Annotated in this window: 19 protein-coding genes; 9 read left to right on the top strand and 10 right to left on the bottom strand. The window is 73.9% G+C overall.

All coding sequences use genetic code 11. The annotated features are described in order from the left end of the window. Window positions 1–85: 85 nt before the first annotated feature. The gene (locus tag EV376_RS15230; protein WP_486482646.1) at window positions 86–1,315 is read left to right on the top strand and encodes an MFS transporter; all 1,230 of its coding nucleotides are present in this window, start codon (window positions 86–88) and stop codon (window positions 1,313–1,315) included. Between the two features lie 173 nt (window positions 1,316–1,488). Continuing rightward, window positions 1,489–2,016, top strand: coding sequence for a GNAT family N-acetyltransferase (locus EV376_RS15225; RefSeq protein ID WP_130323807.1), 528 nt, complete (start codon window positions 1,489–1,491; stop codon window positions 2,014–2,016). On the opposite strand, the gene EV376_RS15220 is transcribed toward EV376_RS15225, so the two are convergent. The 3 genes from EV376_RS15220 to EV376_RS15210 are packed head-to-tail and all read right to left on the bottom strand — an operon-like array spanning window position 2,013 to window position 4,726. Continuing rightward, a complete protein-coding gene (locus EV376_RS15220; RefSeq protein ID WP_130323805.1) occupies window positions 2,013–2,978 on the bottom strand; it encodes a TIGR03885 family FMN-dependent LLM class oxidoreductase in 966 nt (321 codons plus the stop codon). The genes EV376_RS15225 and EV376_RS15220 overlap by 4 nt on opposite strands. A 56-nt stretch (window positions 2,979–3,034) precedes the next feature. Then, on the bottom strand, window positions 3,035–4,450 hold the full coding sequence (locus EV376_RS15215) for an NADP-dependent succinic semialdehyde dehydrogenase (protein WP_130323803.1): 1,416 nt from the start codon (window positions 4,448–4,450) through the stop codon (window positions 3,035–3,037). Between the two features lie 12 nt (window positions 4,451–4,462). Next, window positions 4,463–4,726, bottom strand: coding sequence for a DUF6343 family protein (locus EV376_RS15210; RefSeq protein ID WP_130323801.1), 264 nt, complete (start codon window positions 4,724–4,726; stop codon window positions 4,463–4,465). Between the two features lie 192 nt (window positions 4,727–4,918). Here EV376_RS15210 and EV376_RS15205 point away from each other — a divergent pair, with 192 nt between their 5' ends. Beyond that, window positions 4,919–5,767 (top strand): SGNH/GDSL hydrolase family protein, encoded by an 849-nt coding sequence (locus tag EV376_RS15205; RefSeq protein ID WP_130323799.1) that lies wholly within the window; start codon window positions 4,919–4,921, stop codon window positions 5,765–5,767. A 9-nt stretch (window positions 5,768–5,776) separates the two neighbouring features. Here EV376_RS15205 and EV376_RS15200 read toward each other — a convergent pair whose 3' ends face one another. Together EV376_RS15200 and EV376_RS30200 are read right to left on the bottom strand one after the other, a co-directional pair. Further along, window positions 5,777–6,592 (bottom strand): EcsC family protein, encoded by an 816-nt coding sequence (locus EV376_RS15200; protein WP_130323797.1) that lies wholly within the window; start codon window positions 6,590–6,592, stop codon window positions 5,777–5,779. A 38-nt stretch (window positions 6,593–6,630) separates the two neighbouring features. Next, a complete protein-coding gene (locus EV376_RS30200) occupies window positions 6,631–6,801 on the bottom strand; it encodes a hypothetical protein (protein WP_165437924.1) in 171 nt (56 codons plus the stop codon). A gap of 258 nt (window positions 6,802–7,059) precedes the next feature. Here EV376_RS30200 and EV376_RS15195 point away from each other — a divergent pair, with 258 nt between their 5' ends. The 3 genes from EV376_RS15195 to EV376_RS15185 all read left to right on the top strand — a co-directional run bounded on the left by EV376_RS15195 (window position 7,060) and on the right by EV376_RS15185 (window position 9,301). Beyond that, window positions 7,060–7,971, top strand: a complete 912-nt coding sequence (locus EV376_RS15195) for a PAC2 family protein (protein WP_130323795.1) — start codon at window positions 7,060–7,062, stop codon at window positions 7,969–7,971. 186 nt (window positions 7,972–8,157) lie between these two features. Next, window positions 8,158–8,955 carry an exodeoxyribonuclease III gene (locus EV376_RS15190; protein ID WP_130323793.1) on the top strand — a complete coding sequence of 266 codons (798 nt, stop codon included), beginning with the start codon at window positions 8,158–8,160 and terminating at the stop codon, window positions 8,953–8,955. A gap of 25 nt (window positions 8,956–8,980) precedes the next feature. After that, window positions 8,981–9,301, top strand: a complete 321-nt coding sequence (locus EV376_RS15185; protein ID WP_130323791.1) for an antibiotic biosynthesis monooxygenase family protein — start codon at window positions 8,981–8,983, stop codon at window positions 9,299–9,301. Window positions 9,302–9,397: 96 nt separating this feature from the next. On the opposite strand, the gene EV376_RS15180 is transcribed toward EV376_RS15185, so the two are convergent. Next, on the bottom strand, window positions 9,398–10,069 hold the full coding sequence (locus tag EV376_RS15180; RefSeq protein ID WP_130328674.1) for a class F sortase: 672 nt from the start codon (window positions 10,067–10,069) through the stop codon (window positions 9,398–9,400). A gap of 8 nt (window positions 10,070–10,077) precedes the next feature. After that, the gene (locus EV376_RS15175) at window positions 10,078–10,755 is read right to left on the bottom strand and encodes a hypothetical protein (protein ID WP_130323789.1); all 678 of its coding nucleotides are present in this window, start codon (window positions 10,753–10,755) and stop codon (window positions 10,078–10,080) included. Between the two features lie 125 nt (window positions 10,756–10,880). On the opposite strand from EV376_RS15175, the gene trmB reads away from it, so the two are divergent. Together trmB and EV376_RS15165 are read left to right on the top strand one after the other, a co-directional pair. Then, entirely contained in the window at window positions 10,881–11,582 is a 702-nt protein-coding gene (gene trmB, locus EV376_RS15170; protein WP_130323788.1) for a tRNA (guanosine(46)-N7)-methyltransferase TrmB, read from the top strand. A 108-nt stretch (window positions 11,583–11,690) separates the two neighbouring features. Beyond that, window positions 11,691–14,195, top strand: coding sequence for a DEAD/DEAH box helicase (locus EV376_RS15165; protein ID WP_130323787.1), 2,505 nt, complete (start codon window positions 11,691–11,693; stop codon window positions 14,193–14,195). 108 nt (window positions 14,196–14,303) lie between these two features. Here the strand turns inward: EV376_RS15165 and EV376_RS15160 are convergent, their stop codons facing one another. Then, window positions 14,304–16,346: a peptidoglycan recognition protein family protein gene (locus EV376_RS15160; RefSeq protein ID WP_130323786.1), complete on the bottom strand. Its 2,043-nt coding sequence runs from the start codon at window positions 16,344–16,346 to the stop codon at window positions 14,304–14,306. A 231-nt stretch (window positions 16,347–16,577) separates the two neighbouring features. Here EV376_RS15160 and EV376_RS15155 point away from each other — a divergent pair, with 231 nt between their 5' ends. Further along, entirely contained in the window at window positions 16,578–17,225 is a 648-nt protein-coding gene (locus EV376_RS15155; RefSeq protein ID WP_130323785.1) for a hypothetical protein, read from the top strand. Between the two features lie 275 nt (window positions 17,226–17,500). Here the strand turns inward: EV376_RS15155 and EV376_RS15150 are convergent, their stop codons facing one another. Together EV376_RS15150 and EV376_RS15145 are read right to left on the bottom strand one after the other, a co-directional pair. After that, entirely contained in the window at window positions 17,501–18,445 is a 945-nt protein-coding gene (locus EV376_RS15150; protein WP_130323784.1) for an iron-siderophore ABC transporter substrate-binding protein, read from the bottom strand. Further along, window positions 18,445–19,374, bottom strand: a complete 930-nt coding sequence (locus EV376_RS15145; protein WP_130323783.1) for an ABC transporter ATP-binding protein — start codon at window positions 19,372–19,374, stop codon at window positions 18,445–18,447. The genes EV376_RS15150 and EV376_RS15145 overlap by 1 nt, the downstream gene beginning before the upstream one ends. Window positions 19,375–19,381 lie beyond the last annotated feature (7 nt).

Raw genomic sequence — 19,381 nt, 5'->3', positions numbered from 1 at the left:
TGTGACCGAGGTCGCGTCCGGCGGGCACCCTACCCGTCCAGCGTCCCGCCTACGGTCGAGCCATGACGACCGACCCGGTCGCCCGGTGCTGAGCGGCCGGTGGTCGGCGGTGCTGCCGGTGCCGCCGCCGGGCGAACTGCGCACCCTGTCAGGGGCCACCCTCGCGAACACGGTCGGCACCGGGCTGTGGTTGGCCGGCTCGGCGCTCTACCTGACCCGCGTGGTCGGGCTGAGCCCGGCGACCGTCGGGGCCGGGCTCAGCGTCGCCGGTCTGGTCGGGCTCGCCGCCAGCGTTCCGCTCGGCAGCCTCGCCGACCGGCGGGACCCGCGGACCCTGCGCGCCGCGATCCAGGTGTTCCAGGCCGCGGTCGCCGCCGCGTACCTGCTGGTGGACTCGGTCCCGAGCTTCGTCGCGGTGGCGGTGCTGGACGCGCTGCTGGTCTCCGGCAACCTCGCCGTCCGCGCCGCGCTGGTCGCCGCCGTCGGCGGACCGGACGGGCGGGTGCACGCCTTCGCGACGCTGCGCGCGGTGGCGAACGTGGGCGTCGCGGTCGGTGCCGGGCTGGCCGGGATCGCGCTGGCGGCGGACACCCCGACGGCGTACCGCCTGCTGGTGGTCGGCAACGCCGCCACCTTCCTGATCTCGGCGGCGCTGCTGCTGCGACTGCCGGCGTACCCGACACGGCGGGGAACCGGGCCGCGACGGTCCGGCCGGCCCCTGCGGGACCTGCCCTTCCTCGCGGTCAGCGGCGCATCGGCGGTGCTCTCCCTGCACTGGGTGGTGCTCACCCTGATCCTGCCGCTGTGGGTGGTCGGGCACACCGGCGCGCCGCCGGTCACGGTGTCGGCCGTGCTGCTGGTCAACACCGTGCTGACCGTGCTGCTGGCGGTGCCGCTCGGCCGACACGCGAACCGGGCGCGCACGGCCGCCACCGCGATGCGCCGCGCCGGGCTGGTGCTCGCCGCCGTGATGCCGGTGTACGCCGTGACCGCCGGCCCGGGCGCACCGCTCGCGGTGGCGCTGCTCCTCGCCGCCACCGCCGGCTACACGATCGGGGACCTCTGGCACGGCACCGCGGGCGCGGCACTCGCCTACGACCTCGCCGCCCCGGGCGCGATCGGCGCCTACCAGGGCCTCGACGGCCTGCTCGCCGGGCTGGGGCGCGCGGTCGGCCCGGTGCTGCTCACGGCCGTGGTGCTCGACGGCGGCACGGTCGGCTGGCTGGCCCTCGGCGGATTGTTCGCGATCACCGGCCTGGCGGTACCGGCGCTCACCCGCCGCGCCCTCGCGACCCGCCCCGCAGTGACCCCGTAGGAAGCCGCACGGCCTTCGAGGGCTTCGGCACCCCGTCGGCGCCGGGCGGCGCAGCCACCCGGGTGCGGCCGCACCGCAAGCGGCAGCGGCCTGGCCGGCGGGCGGGAAGCGGCGGTGGGCGCGACAGCCGGGGCGCGGCGGGGGCGCTCGGCAGGTGGTAGCAGGATGGGGTCGTGGACGATGATCTTCTTCTGCGGCCGGGCGGGCCGGCGGACGCTCCCGCCGTGCTGCGGCTGCTCGACGGGGCGACCGCGTGGCTCGTCGCGCACGGGCGTACCGGCCAGTGGGGCACCGAGCCGGCGTCGACCGACCCGCGGCGCGTCGACCAGGCGCGGGCCTGGGCCACCGGCGGCGGGCTGTGGTTCGCCGAGTTCGCCGGGCGGCCGGTGGGCGCTCTCGTCGTCGGTGCGGCCACCGAGTACGTGCCGCCCGCCACCGAGCCCGAGCTGTACGTGAACCTGCTGGTCACCGACCGGGCGTACGCCGGGCGCGGGATCGGTGGCCGGTTGCTGGCGCACGCGGCGGACCTGGCCCGGGAACGCGGCGTCGACCTGCTGCGGGTGGACTGCTACGCGGGCAGCGGCGGCGCGCTGGTGCGCTGGTACGAGCGGCAGGGCTTCACCCGCACCGAGCCGTTCACGGTGCAGCGCCCGGGCCGCGAACCCTGGCCCGGGCAGGTGCTGGCCCGGCGGCTGGACTAGCCGGCGGTACGCAGCTTCGGCAGCACCTCCGCGCCGAAGGTGTCGACGAACCCCCGCTGTTCCTGTCCCACGTGGTGCAGGGCGATCTGGTCGAAGCCGAGTTCGACGTACTCCTCCAGCCAGCCGACGTGCCGGCCCAGGTCGGCGGAGACGTTGACGACCTCGCGCACCTTCGCCATCGGCACGTCGGCGGAGATCACGTCGAAGTGTTCGGGGGTCGCCACGTCCCAGCAGACCGGCGGGGCGAAGACGTTGCTGCGCCACTGGTCGTACGCGGTCGCCTCGGCCTCGGCCTCGTCGGGCGCCCAGCTGAGATGCACCTGCAGGTGCAGGGGTCCGCGCCCGCCCGCGCCCCGGTACGCGTCGATCATGCGCCGCAGGTGCTCGACGGGCGCGTTGACGGTGATCAGCCCGTCGGCCCACCCGGCGCACCAGCGGGCGGTCTCGACGCTGACCGCCGCGCCGACCAGCGCCGGCGGCTCCTCCGGCCGGGTCCACAGCCGTGCCCGGTCGACCCGGACCAGACCGTCGTGGCTGACCTCCTCGCCGGCGAGCAGCGCGCGGATGACGTCGACGCACTCGCGCAGCCGCGCGTTGCGGACGTCCTTGCGGGGCCAGCCGTCGCCGGTGATGTGCTCGTTGGCCGCCTCGCCGGTGCCGAGGGCGGCCCAGAAGCGGCCCGGGTACATGGCGGCGAGGGTGCCGACGGCCTGCGCGACGATCGCCGGGTGGTACCGCTGCCCGGGCGCGTTGACCACGCCGAACGACAGGTTCGTGGCCTGGAGGGCGGCGCCGAGCCAGGACCAGGCGAACCCGGAGTGGCCCTGCCGGGTGCTCCACGGGGCGAAGTGGTCCGAGCACATGGCCGCGCCGAAGCCGGCCCGCTCCGCGTGGACCACCGCGTCCAGCAGGGCGCGGGGATGGATCTGCTCGTGGGACGCGTGGAACCCGAACACCGTCATGGCGTCGTTCCGTACCCACCCGGCCCCGCCGGTAAGCCGGGCCCCTTCTCAACGCCTCACTCGGCGTGCGCCCCGGCCGAGGCGGTGGCCCCGCCCTCGCCGCCGACCCAGACGGTCTTGATGTTGCAGAACTCGCGCATGCCCAGCGCCGAGAGCTCCCGCCCGTACCCGGAGTTCTTCACGCCGCCGAACGGCAGCTCCGGGAAGGACGTGGTCATGCCGTTGACGAAGACGTTGCCGGCGTCCAGGTCGCGAGCGAAGCGCTCCTGCTCGTCCGGGTCCCGGGTCCAGGCGTTGGAGCCGAGACCGAACGCCGTGCCGTTGGCCACCTCGATCGCCTCGTCGTACGACGACACCCGGTACAACCCGGCGACCGGGCCGAAGACCTCCTCCGCCCACATGCGCATCCGCGGGGTCAGGTCGGTGACGACGGTGGGCGGGTAGTACCAGCCCTTCCCCGCCGGCTTCGCGCCGCCGCAGAGGACGGTCGCGCCCTGGTCGACCGCGTCGCGTACCTGGGCGTCGATCTCGTCGCGGCCACCCTCGCTGGCCAGCGGGCCCACGTCGGTGGCGTCGTCCATCGGGTCACCGACCCGCAGGGCGGACATCCGCGCGGCGAACTTCTCGGCAAACGCGTCGAACACCTCGGCGTGCACGATGAAACGCTTGGCGGCGATGCACGACTGGCCGTTGTTCTGGCAGCGGGCGGTGGTGGCGACCTCGGCGGCCCGGTCCAGGTCGGCCGAGGGCATCACCACGAACGGGTCGCTGCCGCCCAGTTCCAGCACGGTCTTCTTCAACTCGCGGCCGGCGATCTGGGCGATGGAGCGCCCGGCGCGCTCGCTGCCGGTCAGGGTGGCGGCCCGGACCCGCGAGTCGCTGAGGATGGCGTCCACCGCGTCGGAGCCGACCAGCAGGGTGGTGAACGCGCCCTCCGGGAAGCCGGCCCGGCGGAACAGGTCCTCCAGGTACAGGGCGGTCTGCGGGACGTTGGAGGCGTGTTTGAGCAGGCCGGTGTTGCCCGCCATCAGCGCCGGGGCGGCGAAGCGCAGCACCTGCCAGAGCGGGAAGTTCCAGGGCATCACCGCGAGCACCGGCCCGATCGGCTGGTACCGGATGAACGCCCGGGCGGCCTTGACGGCGCCGGCGTCGGCGGGCTCGTCGGCGAGGAACCCGGGCGCCTCCGCCGCGTAGAAGCGGCAGGCGGCGGCGCACTTGGTCACCTCGGCCTGCGCGGCGGCGTACGTCTTGCCCATCTCCGTCGTCATCAGCCGCGCGGTGTCGTCCCGCTCGGCCTCCAGCAGGTCGGCGGCGGCGGTGAGCCACCGCCCGCGCTGCTCGACCGTGGTGTCGCGCAGCTGCCGGTACGCGAGGTCCGCCCGCCCGATGGCGGCGTCGACCTGCTCGGTCGACATCGCGTCGTACGTCTTGAGGGTCTGTCCGGTGGCGGGGTTGATGGTGGCGATGGCCATGTCGTACTCCTGTCACTCGAACAGCGAGTGCCGCACGCCCGGCTCCTCCCGGCGGCGCGCGGCACGACGGCGCTGGATGATCACCAGGTCGACGACGGCGACCACCGCGAGGACGGCGCAGAGCACGCCCAGCCAGGCCAGGTCGGCCCGGAACGCCAGCACGGCGAAGACGGTCATGGTCACCAGGCCGAACGTGGCGAGCACGAGGCGGAGGTTGAGCGCGCTGTAGGCGTGGCCGACCGTGCCACGGGCACGCCGGGGCTGCGATCTCGTCATCACCCCGACCTACCCGCGCGGCGGGGTGCCTAATCCCCGCGCACCCGCCGGACCGGCCGATGTCTGCCATAGCACGCCGAGGGCGGCGACCGCACTCGTCTGCCGCATAGACGACACCATCGGGTGAGCCCGTCGGCGTACGCATAGAGTTACCGCGCTGTCGCTCTCCGCTTGGCCGACTGGGGAAGGGTCATGCCTCGACGCTGGGTCACCGCCGTCGCCTGCCTGCTCGCACTCGTCGCGCTCGCCTGCGAGGGCGGCGGGGAGGCGGCGCCCCGACCGACCCGGGGCGCCACCCCGCCCGGGGCGGGCGGGATCGCCGCCCTCGGCGACTCGATCACCACCGGCTTCGGCTCCTGCCTGGTGCTCACCTCCTGCCAGCGCAACTCCTGGTCCACCGGGAACAGCCTGCGGGTGGACAGCCACTACCGGCGGCTGCTCGACCAGAACCCGGCGGTGCGCGATCGTGCGTACAACCACGCCCGACCGGGCGCCCGGGCCGGCGAACTGGCCGCCCAGGCGGAGCGGGCGGTCCGGGACCGGCCGGACCGGGTGACGGTGCTCATCGGCGCGAACGACGTCTGCCGCGGCGGGGTCGAGGCGATGACGCCGGTCCCGACGTTCCGCAGCCAGGTGGACCGGGGGTTGCGGGTGCTACGCAAGAAGCGGCCGAAGACGCGGGTGCTGGTGGTGAGCATCCCCGACCTGTACCGGCTGTGGGAGATCGGGCACACCGACGAGCGGACGGTGCGGGTCTGGAACCAGGGGATCTGCCCGGCCCTGCTGAAGAACCCGACCTCGACGGACCCGCTCGACCGGGCCCGCCGGGCGACCGTGCGGGAACGGGTCGACGCCTACAACGCCCAACTCGCCGCCGCATGCAAGGCGTACGGGTCCCGGTGCCGCTACGACAACGGCGCCCTGCACCGGGTGCGCTTCACGCTCGACCAGGTCAACATGCTCGACCGGTTCCACCCCAACGCGGCCGGGCAGGACCGGATCGCCGCAGTCACCTGGCGGGCCTGGGGGCGGGCCACCTGACCGGACGGCTCACCCGGGCCGCTGCTCCGGCAGGTCACCACCGCCGTGCTGCCGGTACAGCGCCCGCGAGCGCGCGGCCAGATCCTTGGTGGCCGACGAGTTGGCCCAGGTGCCCAGGACGATGGCGGCTCCGGGCACCACCTTCGCGACGACCCGCTTCGCCGCCCGTACGCCGGCCATCTGGGCCAGCCGGACGCCGAGGCGGAGCATCACCCGGCCGAGCGGGGCGTGGCTGCGGGAGCCGAACAGCGCGCCGGCGCGCTCCCGGCCGGCGGCCACCCCGAGCGCGAGCCGGGCGCTCTGCGCCACCTTGTGCACCTTCTGCAGCAGGAGGAGATCGGTGGCGCGGTCGGTCTGGGTGGCGTCCACCCCGTAGGCGGCGGCGATGTGCAGCACCATCCGGGCCTGCGTCCAGGCGAGCACGCCCACGTCGATCACCGCGCCGGGCAGCCCGGCGACGCCGGAGACCGCGCCGGAGAGCCGGGCGTGGTTGACGAACTTGCGGACCGCCTGCTCGGCGAGCACCTCGGCGGAGACCCCGGGCTGCTCGGCGCGGGCCCGCTCCGCCCACTGCGCAGCCTCCGGCCCCAACCGGCGCACCGCCTCCAGGGCGAGATGCTCCGGGGCGTACTGCGGGTCGTCCCGCATCCGGTCCCAGAGCCCGGCGGGTGGCGCCTCGGGCGCCCCCGACGGCGCCGGCGGCGGCACCGACGCCCCCGCGGTCGGCGGGCCCGGGGCGTTGGCGGGCGATGGGGTCGGGGCCCCCGCGGGCGGCTGCGGCGGGAGGGCGACGGGCTGGCCGTCGGTGGGCACGGCATCGGTCACGGAGATCTCCCGAGGGGCCTGGCGTCGGCGGACGGGCGTCAGCGGCGGTGCTGGAGCCTGGCGGCGAGGCCCTTCAACTTCCGCTGGGTGGACGGCTTGGCCAACTCCCGGCGGCCCCGGTCGATCAGCTGCTGCCCCTTGGGCGAACGAAGGAACGCGCTGACCCGGCGCATGAGAGACATCTCGTCCTCCTGTCGTGCTGCCTGCATCCATGTGTACCTCGCAGCGACAACGTCTGTACCCCGGACGCCGGGCGAACAACCGTCCACTGTGGCGGGCGGGAGGTTACCGTACGGTCCGGTTGCTGCCCGTTCGAGGGATTACCGCCTCAACCTTCCGGTCGACCGGGCCCGGACGGTCCCTGGAGAGGGCCGTGGCGGAATGCATCAGGATTACGGGTACGTTCCCTCAACCGGGTGCCGTCCGCGCGGTGGCCCGCAGGCACGTTTCCAGGGAGGTCCGCACCGGTGCTCGACCCACACGAGCTCTACGAACTCGCCGACGATCTGCCTGACCTCGGTCAGCCGGTCCTGATCCAGGCGCTGTCCGGCTTCGTCGACGCCGGCAACGCCACCCGGCTGGCCCGCGAGCAGCTGCTCACCTCGCTGGAGGCGCGGCAGATCGCCCGGTTCGACCTGGACCAGCTCTTCGACTACCGCTCGCGCCGGCCGGTGATGACCTTCGTCGAGGACCACTGGGAGTCGTACGACGCCCCGGCCCTGGAGCTGCACCTGCTCCGGGACGACGACGAGACGCCGTTCCTGTTGCTCACCGGGCCCGAACCGGACCTGCAGTGGGAGCGCTTCGTCGCTGCCGTCGCCGGGCTCGCCACGCGGCTCGACGTCCGGCTGACCGTCGGGCTCAACGCCATCCCGATGGCCGTGCCGCACACCCGCCCCACCGGCGTCACCGCGCACGCCACCCGGCGCGACCTCATCGCCGGGTACGAGCCGTGGCTGCAGCGCGTCCAGGTGCCGGGCAGCGTCGGCCACCTGCTCGAGTACCGCCTCGGCGAGCAGGGCCGGGACGCGCTGGGCTTCGCCGCGCACGTGCCGCACTACGTCGCCCAGACCGAGTACCCGGCCGCCGCCGAGGTGCTGCTCGCCTCCGTCTCCCGCAGCACCGGGCTGCTCCTGCCCCGCGACGGCCTGCGGGCCGCCGCCGAGGTCGTACGGGTGGAGATCGACCGGCAGGTCGCCCAGACCGAGGACGCCGCCGCGCTGGTCCAGGCGCTGGAGGAGCAGTACGACGCCTTCGCCCGCGGACGCCGGGAGAAGAATCTCCTGGCCCCCGACACCGGCTCCCTGCCGACCGCCGACGAACTCGGCGCCGAACTGGAGCGCTTCCTGGCCGAGCAGACCCGCCCGCCAGAGGCGTGAGGAAGGGCCCCTCGGTAACGCCCCGCGCATGGGAGGGACCCCTTCTTGACACCTGCGCCCGCAGCGCGTCCCGGGCCGCGGGCAGATGCGCCCCGGCCCGCCGGGGCCAGCGGTCTGCGCGTCCCGGCGTGCGACACGCGCCGCACCCGGGCGGCGGGTCGGCGGCGGATCAGGCAGGCTGGAGGCATGCGCCTGGCGACCTGGAACGTCAACTCCGTGAAGGCCCGCCTGCCCCGGCTGCTCGACTGGCTGGAGGGCACCAAGCCGGACGTCGTCTGTCTGCAGGAGACGAAGTGCCCGGACGGAGCGTTCCCGGTCGCCGAGGTCGGCGCGCTGGGCTACACGGTGGCCAGCCACAGCGACGGCCGGTGGAACGGGGTCGCCATCCTGTCCCGGGTCGGGCTGGCCGACGTCACGGTCGGGTTTCCCGACGAGCCCGGCTTCCCCGACCCGGAGGCCCGGGCCATCTCGGCCACCTGCGACGGGCTGCGGGTCTGGTCCGTGTACGTGCCGAATGGCCGGACGCCGGACGACCCGCACTACGCGTACAAGCTGGCCTGGCTCGCGGCGCTGCGGGACGCGCTGGAGGTCGAGCTGACCGGCGCGCTGCCGCTGGCGGTCTGCGGCGACTTCAACGTGGCCCCCACCGATGCCGATGTGTGGGATCCGGCGCTGTTCGCCCACTCCACGCACGTCACGCCCGCCGAGCGGGCCGCCCTCGCGGCGCTGCGGGACCTGGGGCTGTCCGACGTGGTGCCGACCCCGATGAAGGGCCCCCACCCGTACACCTACTGGGACTACCGGGCCGGGATGTTCCACCAGAACAAGGGCATGCGGATCGACCTGGTGTACGCGTCGGCGCCGTTCGCCCGCGCGGTCCGCTCCGCGTACGTGGACCGGGAGGCCCGCAAGGGCAAGGGCCCGTCCGACCACGCCCCGATCGTCGTCGACACCGACCTGGTCCCGGCCGTCGAGTCGTTCTGACCACCCGCGCCCGTAGGGTGGAGCCATGGCAGTCGTGAAGATCAACGCGATCGACGTCCCGCCCGGCGCCGGCGAGGAGCTGGAGAAGCGGTTCGCGGCCCGGGCCGGCGCGGTGGAGAACTCCCCCGGTTTCCTCGGCTTCGAGCTGCTGCGCCCGGTCGCCGGCGAGAATCGGTACTTCGTCTACACCCGCTGGGAGAGCGAAGCGGCGTACCAGGCCTGGGCCAAGGGCCCGTCCCGGGCCGCCCACGCCGCCGCCCCCGGCGAACAACCCCGCAAGCCGGTGTCCACTGGCGCCACCCTGCTCGAGTTCGAGGTGATCCAGTCCGTACCCCCGCGCAGCTGATCCCGCCGCGCCGGAGCCGATAGTTGATCAAGAGGTTTGGGACACGGGGGAGCGTGCCGTAACCCCAAAACCTCTTGATCAACGTGGTGGCGGGGGTCACGTGTCGCGGGAGGTGGTCATCGTCGCGAAGGCGATCACGTTGTCGGCGTAGCCGGTGCGGCCACCCACCCAGTCACCACCGCAGGTGATCAGGACCAGCGTGGGCTTCCCGTCGTCGCCGTACACGCGGTCGGCGGGGAGCTGGTCCTTGGGGAAGTGCTCCACCGAGTCGACCCGGAACTCCACCACCGAACCGTCGGCGCGGGTCACCTCGACCGTGTCCCCGGGGCCAAGCCGGTGCAGGTCGTAGAAGACCGACGGTCCCCGCTTCGTGTCGACGTGGCCGACGATGACCGCCCGCCCGGGCTCGCCCGGGGTCGGCCCCCGGTCGTACCAGCCGGTCTCGTCGGCCCGCTCCAGCGGCGGTACGGCGATCGTCCCGTCCCGGGCCTGCCCCACCGGTTCCACCGGCGCGGCGACCTCGATGGTCGGCATGGCGAGGCGGACCGGCCGGCTGGCGGCCAGGCCCTCCCGCTCGCTGCGGGACGGTCGCTCGTTGCCGGCCGTGTCGGCCCAGTCGAGCGGGCCGACGGTCTGGCCGAGCCCGGCGCCGGTCGCGAACACCCCGACCAGCACCAGCACCACCGCGAGGGGGATCGACCACGGGCTGCGGCCGGCCGGCCGGCGGCCCGCTCGGGCGGCCGGCTGGGAGGCGCGGGACGGGGCCATCGTCGTGGTCAGCGGCGGGCGGCGCCACGGGGTCGACGGATGGACACGAACCACACGACCAGGCCGGCCACGGTCAGCGCGATCCCGCCCGGCACCAGCAGCCCGCCGGGCACGTCACCGGCCGCCCCACCGAACCCGGTGGCCGGGCCACGGCTGGGCCGGACCGACTTGACGACCTGGAGCATCGTCGACGCGCTCTCCCCGCCCCGGCACTCCAGCTTGACCCGGTAGTTGCCGGGCAGGGTGCGCTCCCGCACCATCGGCGCCGCGGTCAGCAGCCCGTGCTGCGGCCGCACCTGGACGCGACCGAACGCGTCGGACCACACGATGGCCGGGACGGAATTGTCCCGGCAGCTCGCCCGGATGCCGACCAGGAAGCCGGGCTCGACGGTGCTCGGGCTCACCTCGACGAAGACGTTCGGCGGCTGCGGCTGCGGCGCCCCGGACGGCGCGGGCGCCGCGACCGGCACGGCCAGCGCGGACCCTGCCCCGGCGGACAACACCGGCACGGCCAGCGCGGACCCTGCCCCGGCGGACAACACCGGCACGGCCAGCGCGGACCCTGCCCCGGCGGACAACATCGGCGCCGCGACGGGAGCGGCCAGCGCGGGCGCGGCGGTGAGCAGCGGGCCGGCGATCGCGGCCGCGATCGACAGCGCCAGGGAACCGCGGGTCACCGCCACCACAACCCCCTCCCGGCGTGCCGAGCCGGGCACCACAGACGCCCGGTCTGCCGTACGGGTGGATCCTCTCATCCCCCGTCGCACATCACATCCGATCCGGCGCGGTCCTCGCGTACGCTCGGATCGCTGTGACCGCCACCGACTTCCACGCTGCCGCGACCGCGCGGAGCATCCGCACCTTCCATCCGCGTCGCGGCCGGATGACCCCGCGCCAGACCGCGGCGCTGGAGCGGCTCTGGCCGCGGTACGGCCTGACCGTCCCGGACGTGCCCGGCACACCGGTCGACCCGGCCGGCCTGTTCCCCCGCCGGGCCCCGCTGGTGCTGGAGATCGGTTCCGGGATGGGCGACACCACCGCCGCGATGGCAGCCGCCGACCCGGATCGAGACTATCTGGCGGTCGAGGTGCATACGCCCGGAATCGCCAACCTCCTCGACCTGGTGGAGCGGCGCGGCCTGGGCAACGTCCGGGTGGCCCGGGGCGACGCGCTGGACCTGGTCGCCGGGCTCCCGGAGGCGTCGCTGGACGCGGTGCACGTCTTCTTTCCCGACCCGTGGCCGAAGGCCCGGCACCACAAGCGGCGGATCATCCAGCCCACCCACGTCGCCCTGCTGCGCTCGCGGCTGGCCCCCGGCGGGACGCTGCACTGCGCGACGGACTGGGCCGAGTACGCCGAGGCGATGCGGTCGACCCTCGATGCCGACCCGGGGCTGGTGAACGTCCACGACGGCTTCGCGCCGCGCCCGGCGCACCGGCCGGTGACGAAGTTCGAGCGGCGCGCCCTCACCGCCGGACGCCCGGTCGCCGACCTGATCCACCGGCGCCGGTGAACGGAGGGGTGCCGGCGCGCCGACCGGCGGGGTGAAAGGGTTCCGGTCGACAACGGCACCGAACCCGGTTGGCGCGCGCGGCCATGATCCAGGCACCATGGACGCGCCATGACACTCACCGCCGCGCTGCCGGCCAGCGCCGACCCCGACACCCTCTACGACGCGTTCGCCGGCTGGGCGTCCGCGCGCGGCCTCGACCTCTACCCGCACCAGGAGGAGGCGGTCATCGAGATCGTCTCCGGCGCGAACGTGATCATGAACACGCCGACCGGCTCCGGCAAGAGCCTGGTCGCGATCGCGGCGCACTTCGCCGCGCTGGCCGACGACCGGACGACCTTCTACACCGCCCCGATCAAGGCGCTGGTGTCGGAGAAGTTCTTCGCGCTCTGCGAGGTCTTCGGCGCCGACAACGTCGGCATGCTCACCGGCGACGCCAGCGTCAACCCGGACGCCCCGGTCATCTGCTGCACGGCCGAGATCCTGGCCAACCTGGCCCTGCGGGAGGGCGCCCGCGCCGACGTCGGCCAGGTGATCATGGACGAGTTCCACTTCTACAGCGAGCCGGACCGCGGCTGGGCCTGGCAGGTGCCGCTGATCGAGCTGCCGCAGGCGCAGTTCGTCCTGATGTCCGCGACGCTCGGCGACACCACCCGCTTCGTCGACGACCTGACCCGGCGCACCGGCCGGCCGACCGCCGTCGTGCGCACGGCGGAGCGGCCGGTCCCGCTCCTCTTCTCGTACGCGATGACACCGCTGCACGAGACCCTGGAGGAGCTGCTGGAGACCAAGCAGGCCCCGGTGTACGTCGTGCACTTCACCCAGGCCGCCGCCCTGGAACGCGCACAGGCCCTGATGAGCGTCAACGTCTGCACCCGGGCCGAGAAGGACATGATCGCCGCCGCGATCGGCAACTTCCGGTTCACCTCGGGCTTCGGCAAGACGCTGTCCCGGCTGGTGCGGCACGGCATCGGCGTGCACCACGCCGGCATGCTGCCCAAGTACCGCCGCCTGGTGGAGACGCTCGCCCAGGCCGGGCTGCTCAAGGTCATCTGCGGCACGGACACCCTCGGCGTCGGCATCAACGTGCCGATCCGCACCGTGCTCTTCACCGGCCTGTCCAAGTACGACGGCACGCGGACGCGGCTGCTCAAGGCGCGGGAGTTCCACCAGATCGCCGGGCGCGCCGGGCGGGCCGGCTTCGACACCCTCGGCCGGGTCGTCGTCCAGGCCCCCGAGCACGTGATCGAGAACGAGAAGGCCCTCGCCAAGGCCGGCGACGACCCGAAGAAGCGCCGCAAGGTGGTGCGCAAGAAGCCGCCGGAGGGCTCGATCGGCTGGGGCAAGCCCACCTTCGAGCGCCTGGTCGAGGCGGAGCCGGAGCCACTGACCTCCAGCTTCCAGGTCAGCCACTCGATGCTGCTCAACGTGATCGGCCGCCCGGGCGACGCGTTCGCGGCCATGCGTCACCTGCTCACCGACAACCACGAGGACCGGGCCGCCCAGCGCAGGCACATCCGCCGGGCGATCGCGATCTACCGCGCGCTGCGCGCCGGCGGCGTCGTCGAGGAGCTGCCCGAGCCGGACGAGACCGGCCGCCGGGTCCGGCTCACCGTCGACCTGCAGCTCGACTTCGCGCTCAACCAGCCGCTGTCCCCGCTCGCCCTCGCGGCGATCGAACTGCTCGACGCCGACTCCCCGTCCTACGCGCTGGACGTGCTCAGCGTGATCGAGTCGATCCTCGACGACCCGCGCCAGGTGCTGTCCGCGCAGCAGTTCAAGGCCCGCGGCGAGGCGGTCGCCGCGATGAAGGCCGAGGGCATCGAGTACGAGGCACGGCTGGAGCTGCTCGACGAGGTGACCTGGCCGAAGCCGCTCGCGGACCTGCTGGAGAGCGCGTACGAGATGTACCGGCAGGGGCACCCCTGGGTGGCCGACCACCAGCTCTCCCCCAAGTCCGTCGTCCGGGACATGTACGAGCGGGCGATGACCTTCGCCGAGTACGTGCAGTTCTACGGGCTGTCCCGCTCCGAGGGCCTGGTGCTGCGGTACCTCGCCGACGCGTACAAGACGCTGCGGCAGACCGTCCCGGAGGACGCCAAGACCGAGGAGCTGGTCGACCTCATCGAGTGGCTGGGCGAGCTGGTCCGCCAGGTGGACTCCAGCCTCATCGACGAGTGGGAGCGGCTGCGCAACCCGTCCGACGTCGAGGAGGTCGCCGCCGCGCTGGACGACCGGCCGGCGGCGGTGACCCGCAACGCCCGGGCGTTCCGGGTGCTGGTGCGCAACGCGCTGTTCCGCCGGGTGGAGCTGGCCGCGCTGCGCCGCTGGGATCTCCTCGGCGAGTTGGACGCCGCGGACGGCTGGGACGCCGACGCGTGGGCCGACGCGCTGGAGCCGTACTTCGAGGCGTACGAGTCGGTCGGCACCGGGCCGGACGCCCGCGGCCCCGCGCTGCTGATGATCGACCAGGGTCCCTCGACCTGGACGGTGCGGCAGATCCTGGACGACCCGGCGGGCGACCACGACTGGGGCATCAGCGCCGAGGTGGACCTCGCCGCGTCCGACGAGGCGGACGCCGCGGTCGTGCGGATCACCTCGGTCGGACAGCTCTGAGCCGGCGCCGGGTGCGCCGGCGCGCGAGGGCCCGCGGTCGGTCGACCGCGGGCCCTCGGCGTTCCCTCCAGGCGGCTCGGTGCCGAACCCCGGCTCAGCCCGGACGGCTCACCGTGGCGCGCCGATCACGGACGGCAGGACCAGGACGTCGTCCAGGTTCACGTAGCCGATCCGGTGGCCGAACTGGACCTGCACGTAGCGCAGGTCACCGCGGATCACGGTCCAGTCCCCCGGCGACGATCCGTCGAAGGTGACCGCCCGGTAGTACTCGCTCGGCAGCACCCCGCCCACCGCGTACCGCTGGCCGGCGGCGAGCGTGTACTGCAACGGGGTGATCGCCTGGTAGGGCACGCCGGTCGGGTAGGCGGCCTGCTCCGGGTAGCCCCGCCCGTAGACCGGGATGCTGGCCTTGCCGGGCTTCGGTGTCACGACGAAGCCGGTGGCCCACTTGCCGGCGCGTGCCGACGCGGGGTTGTGGAACCAGGCCTTCTGGCCGAGGTACCAGATGGCCGTCCAGTCGCCCCGCACCTCGGCCACCGCGTACGTCTGGCCCGCCGACGCCCGGGCGCTGTGGTCCGGGACGTACATGGTGCCCGGGGACCCGTCGGGGTGCTCGCCGAGGTCCACGGCCAGCGGCGCGTCGTGGCTCGGCGCGCTGCGCAGCAGCACGGCCGACGAGCCACGCAGCGGGCAGGGGTCGGTGACCGGGGGCGGCGGGTTCGGCACACCGGGGGGCTGGCGCGAGCACCCGGTGAACGCCGGCTGGTTGTCGGCGAACTCGGGGTCGATGGTCACCAGGCCGGTGCGCGGCGTGCCGGTGGACCGGAACGGCGCCTTCAGCAGGTCGAAGTAGTGCGACCAGTCCCAGTACGGCCCCGGGTCCCAGTGCATCCCGGCGACGGTCGACGGCACGGTGCCCGGGACGTTGTCGTGCCCGATGATGTGGTGCCGGTCCAGCGGGATGCCGAACCGCAGCGCCAGGTGCCGGACCAGCTTGGCCGAGGTGCGGTACATCGCCTCGGTGTACCAGGTGCCGTGGCCCGCGAAGCCCTCGTGCTCCAGGCCGATGGACTTGGCGTTGACGTACCAGTTGCCGGCGTGCCAGCCGACGTCCTTGGTCTTGACGTGCTGGGCGATGTGGCCGTCCACCGAGCGCAGCGTGTAGTGCCAGCCCAGGTAGTCCGCCCGCCGCACCAGGTCGACGCTGGGGCCGAAGTACCCCTCGGTGTCGTGGATGACGATGTACTCGATCTTCTGCTGGGCCGGCCGGTTGCCCAGGTCGTGGTTGCCGTAGTCGCCGGCGCCCGGGCCGTACTGCTCGTACGGAGCCGGGATCCACTCGCAGCCGAGGCCGACCGGACACTCCAGCCCGTCCGGCCGCTCGGCGCGGCGCAGCCCCAGCCGGTGCAGGGTCGACTCGTCCGGGTGGACCGCCCGCGCGGCGAGGGTCACCGGGTGCCCGTCGTCAGTGGTACGGGACGCACCGGCGCGCAGTTGGGCGTACACCTCGTCGGCGAAGGCGGCCGCGGTGTCCTCGGCGCCGGCGCCCGAGTAGCGGGCCACCGCGCCGTACCAGGCGCCCGGGTCGCTGGTCGCGCCGACCGGCCCACCGAGTTCCCGCTGGTACGCGGCGAGCAGCGCCGCCCCGCCGCGGATGTTCGCGGTGGCGTCGGACCGCAGCGCCTCCTCGCTGGCGCCGGTGAGCGCGGCAGCGGCCTGGAGGGTCTGCAGCGCGGCGTCGGCCGGGGCGACCGGGGCGGGCCCGGCGTCGGCCGGGGCGGGTTCGGCTCCGCCCGGCGTGGCGACGCTCAGCGGCCGGGCCTCGTCACCGCGCGGATCCTCGCCCTCGTCGACGTGACCGCCGGCGGGTTGCGCGGTCACGTGGGTGGCGTCGGTCAGGTGCATCGGGCCGTAGCCGCCACTGGTGCTCGGCTTCCCGGGGTGGGTGTCCCAGCGGGATTCGAGGTACGACACGGCGAGCAGGACGCTCTCCGGCACGCCGAACTCGGCGGCCGCGGCGGCGTACTGCTGTTGCCGGTCGGGAGGGTCGGCGGCGGCGGGGCCGCCGGTGAACGGGGTGACCACCACGGCGAGAGCGGTGGCGGCGGCGAGCAGGGTACGCCTGCTCCTCGATCTCCTGGAGAACTGCATCGGACCCCCTGGTCGGACGCTCGGACGATGCGGTCACCTTCACCCCGGGGCCAACCGCCCGTCAATACCTTTCCATGCATGAACATGGCAGGAAGAAATCTTTCGTCGCCCGCCGGGACCCGCAGCGGCACTTCGACGACGGCGGCAGCCACCGGGTCAACCACTGGGCGATGTCAGCCCCGTCGATTAGAATGTATGTACTAATCAAGCTGTTGACCTGGGAGGATGCTCGTGACCGCGCCCGCCTCCGGCACACCCCTCGCCCCCTACACGACCCTGCTCGGCTTCACCCGGTACGTGGACCGCACCGGCCCGACCAAGGCCACGTTCGTCGGCGGCCTGCGCAAGCAGCGGGCCAGCCGTTCCGGCTTCAACCCGCACGGCCAGTTCGTGAAGGCGCTCAAGGCCGACATCGCCTTCCACACCGGCGGCACCCACCTCGACCAGGTGGTCGACACCGTCAAGCCCCGGTGGCGACCGCTCTACCAGGCGCTGGTGCCGGGCGCGACGGCCTGGCTGCGCTCCCTGGGCGAGCCGCGCTCGGTCGACCTGGCCCAGACCAGGGACGCGCTCGCCCTGCTGGGTGACCTGCCCGTGAAGATCAATCCGCAGTTCGGCGTCCGTTACGCGGACGGCCACGCCGAGGCGGTCCGCCTGCACTTCGACGAGGCTCCGCCCAGCGACGAGGCGGTGCTCGCCACCCTGCACCTGATGGCCCGCCACATGGACGCGATCCTGCCGCACGCCGAGCCGGTGCTGGTCGACGTCCGCCGCGGCCAGGCCCACCGCATGCCCACGACGGCGAAGCCGGAGGAGCTCGAACGCTGGCTCGCCGGCGAGGCCGCCGCCTTCAAGTCCCTCTGGGCCACCGCCGCCTGACACCGGGCGGGCCAGCCACCCCGCCGGCACCGCTCCGCGGAGGTCCGCGCCGCACTGGCCGCCCGCGGCCTCCGCAGTCGCGCCCGCGCGTGACTGCGCGGGGCCGTCAAGATCGTGCTACAACGCGGAAGTAGTGGCTTCGCAGTCGCATAGTCGCAGCGAGGCCACTACTTCGCACATCCAGCACGATCTTGCGGGATCCACGCGGCGCGCACAGCCACGCGCGGCGCGCACAACCACACGCGGCGCGCACAGCCACGCGCGGCGCGGGTCGGTCACGCCGTCAGGTACTTCTCCAGGTCGTCGATGATCTTGTTGGCGGCGCCGACCCCGATGCCGGTCATCCAGATCTCGTCGGAGACGACGTGCGCCTTGCCGGCCTTGACCGCGGGCAGGCCCCGCCACAGGGTGCCCGCCGTGAGCTTGGTCTGCTCGGCGGCGGCCTTCTCCCCGTACGCGGTCACGAAGATGACGTCCCCGTCGACCTCGCTGATCCGCTCGGGGCTGACCAGGTCGAAGCGCTTGTCCTCCTTGTCGGCAAGCTGCTGCCGCTCCGGCCGGCCCAGGCCGGTGTCGCCGATGACGATGCCGGAGAACGAGTCCGGCCCGTACACCCGGATGTTGCCCGGCACGAAGCGCACGATCGAGACCTTGCGGTCGGCCGCGTTGCCCAGCTTGGCGCCGAAGTCCTCCGCCCGCTTCTCGTACGCCGCGAGCAGGTCCTTCGCCTCCTGCTCCTTGCCGAGCGCCGCGCCGTCGAGGAGGAAGTTCTCCTTCCAGGTGATGCCGACCTTCTCGGTGAAGACGGTCGGCGCGATCGCGGCCAGCTCGTCGTAGAACTTCTCCTGGCGGAACTTGCTGCCCAGGATCAGGTCGGGCTTCAGGGCGTTGATGACCTCCAGGTCGGGCTCGGTGAGCACCCCGACCTCCTTGATGCCGGCGAGCTTGTCCTCGCCGAAGTAGGTCGGCCAGCTCTTCGCCTCGCCGGCGGTCGCGGCACCGACCGGGGTGACGCCGAGCGAGAGCACGGTGTCGATCTTGTCGGTGTCGAGCACCACGACACGCTTGGGGTCGGCGGGCACCTTGGTGGTGCCCATGGCGTGGGTGATCTCCCGGGTCTCCCCGGTGGCGGTGCCGGCGACCGGGTCACTCGCACCGCAGGCGGTGAGACCGACGCCGAGGGCGAGCGCCGCGGTGAGGGCGGCGGCGAGACGACGCATCAGTGTCCTTTCGAGGGGTACGAGCCGGCGCGCGGCGGAGCCGCGTCGTCGGCGGAGGGACGGGCCGCCGGAGCGGCGCCCGCCACGACGGAATGGGCGGAGGGGTCCACGCCGGCGGCCGGACCGCCGCGGGTGGTGGGCCGCCCGAGGGACGGGCTGGTGAGGTTGGGCACCACCAGCGGGGCGCCGGTCACCGGGCAGGGCACGACGACGCAGTCGAGCCCGAACACGTCCCGGACGAGGTCGGCGGTGAGGACGTCCCGGGGCGGCCCGGCCGCGACCACGGCACCGGACCGCATGGCGACGAGGTGGTCGGCGTACCGGGCGGCCTGGTTGAGGTCGTGCAGCACGGCGACGACGGTCCTGCCTCCCTCGGCACGCAGCAGATGCAGCAGGTCCAGCACCTCGACCTGGTGGGCCAGGTCGAGGAAGGTGGTCGGCTCGTCGAGCAGCAGCGCCTCGGTGTCCTGGGCGAGCGTCATCGCGATCCAGACCCGCTGTCGCTGCCCGCCGGACAGGGTGTCGACCGGGCGGTCGGCCAGCCCGGCGACGTCGGCGAGGGTCATCGCCCGGTCCACGGCCTCGCGGTCCTCGGCCGACCACTGCCGCCACCACCGCTGGTACGGCTGCCGACCGCGCCCGACGAGGTCCGCGACGGTGACCCCCTCGGGCACCAGCGGACTCTGCGGCAGCACGCCGAGCCGCCGGGCGACCTCGCGGGTGGGCAGGTCGCGGATGGCGGCCCCGTCGAGCAGCACCGCGCCCCGGCGGGGGGTGAGCAGCCGGGCCATGGTGCGCAGCAGCGTCGACTTGCCGCAGGCGTTGGGCCCGACGATGACGGTGAACGCGTCGCGGGGCAGGTCGAGGTCGAGCCCGTCCAGCACGGTCCGCTCGTCGTACCCGGCGACCAGGTCGCGTGTGGAGAGCATCACGCCT

The organism is Micromonospora sp. CNZ295 (assembly GCF_004217535.1).
The sequence above is the reverse complement of the archived record's forward strand: the minus strand, read 5'-3'. Positions and strand labels throughout refer to the sequence as shown.

What these genes read in the sequence shown, in the direction of transcription:
- EV376_RS15210 (WP_130323801.1), bottom strand. Translation starts at nt 4,726, where the DNA reads ATGACGAGATCGCAGCCCCGGCGTGCCCGTGGCACGGTCGGCCACGCC.
- EV376_RS15190 (WP_130323793.1), top strand. Translation starts at nt 8,158, where the DNA reads ATGCGCCTGGCGACCTGGAACGTCAACTCCGTGAAGGCCCGCCTGCCC.
- EV376_RS30200 (WP_165437924.1), bottom strand. Translation starts at nt 6,801, where the DNA reads ATGCAGGCAGCACGACAGGAGGACGAGATGTCTCTCATGCGCCGGGTC.
- EV376_RS15150 (WP_130323784.1), bottom strand. Translation starts at nt 18,445, where the DNA reads ATGCGTCGTCTCGCCGCCGCCCTCACCGCGGCGCTCGCCCTCGGCGTC.
- EV376_RS15160 (WP_130323786.1), bottom strand. Translation starts at nt 16,346, where the DNA reads ATGCAGTTCTCCAGGAGATCGAGGAGCAGGCGTACCCTGCTCGCCGCC.
- EV376_RS15205 (WP_130323799.1), top strand. Translation starts at nt 4,919, where the DNA reads ATGCCTCGACGCTGGGTCACCGCCGTCGCCTGCCTGCTCGCACTCGTC.
- EV376_RS15185 (WP_130323791.1), top strand. Translation starts at nt 8,981, where the DNA reads ATGGCAGTCGTGAAGATCAACGCGATCGACGTCCCGCCCGGCGCCGGC.
- EV376_RS15180 (WP_130328674.1), bottom strand. Translation starts at nt 10,069, where the DNA reads ATGGCCCCGTCCCGCGCCTCCCAGCCGGCCGCCCGAGCGGGCCGCCGG.
- EV376_RS15215 (WP_130323803.1), bottom strand. Translation starts at nt 4,450, where the DNA reads ATGGCCATCGCCACCATCAACCCCGCCACCGGACAGACCCTCAAGACG.
- EV376_RS15145 (WP_130323783.1), bottom strand. Translation starts at nt 19,374, where the DNA reads ATGCTCTCCACACGCGACCTGGTCGCCGGGTACGACGAGCGGACCGTG.
- EV376_RS15165 (WP_130323787.1), top strand. Translation starts at nt 11,691, where the DNA reads ATGACACTCACCGCCGCGCTGCCGGCCAGCGCCGACCCCGACACCCTC.
- EV376_RS15220 (WP_130323805.1), bottom strand. Translation starts at nt 2,978, where the DNA reads ATGACGGTGTTCGGGTTCCACGCGTCCCACGAGCAGATCCATCCCCGC.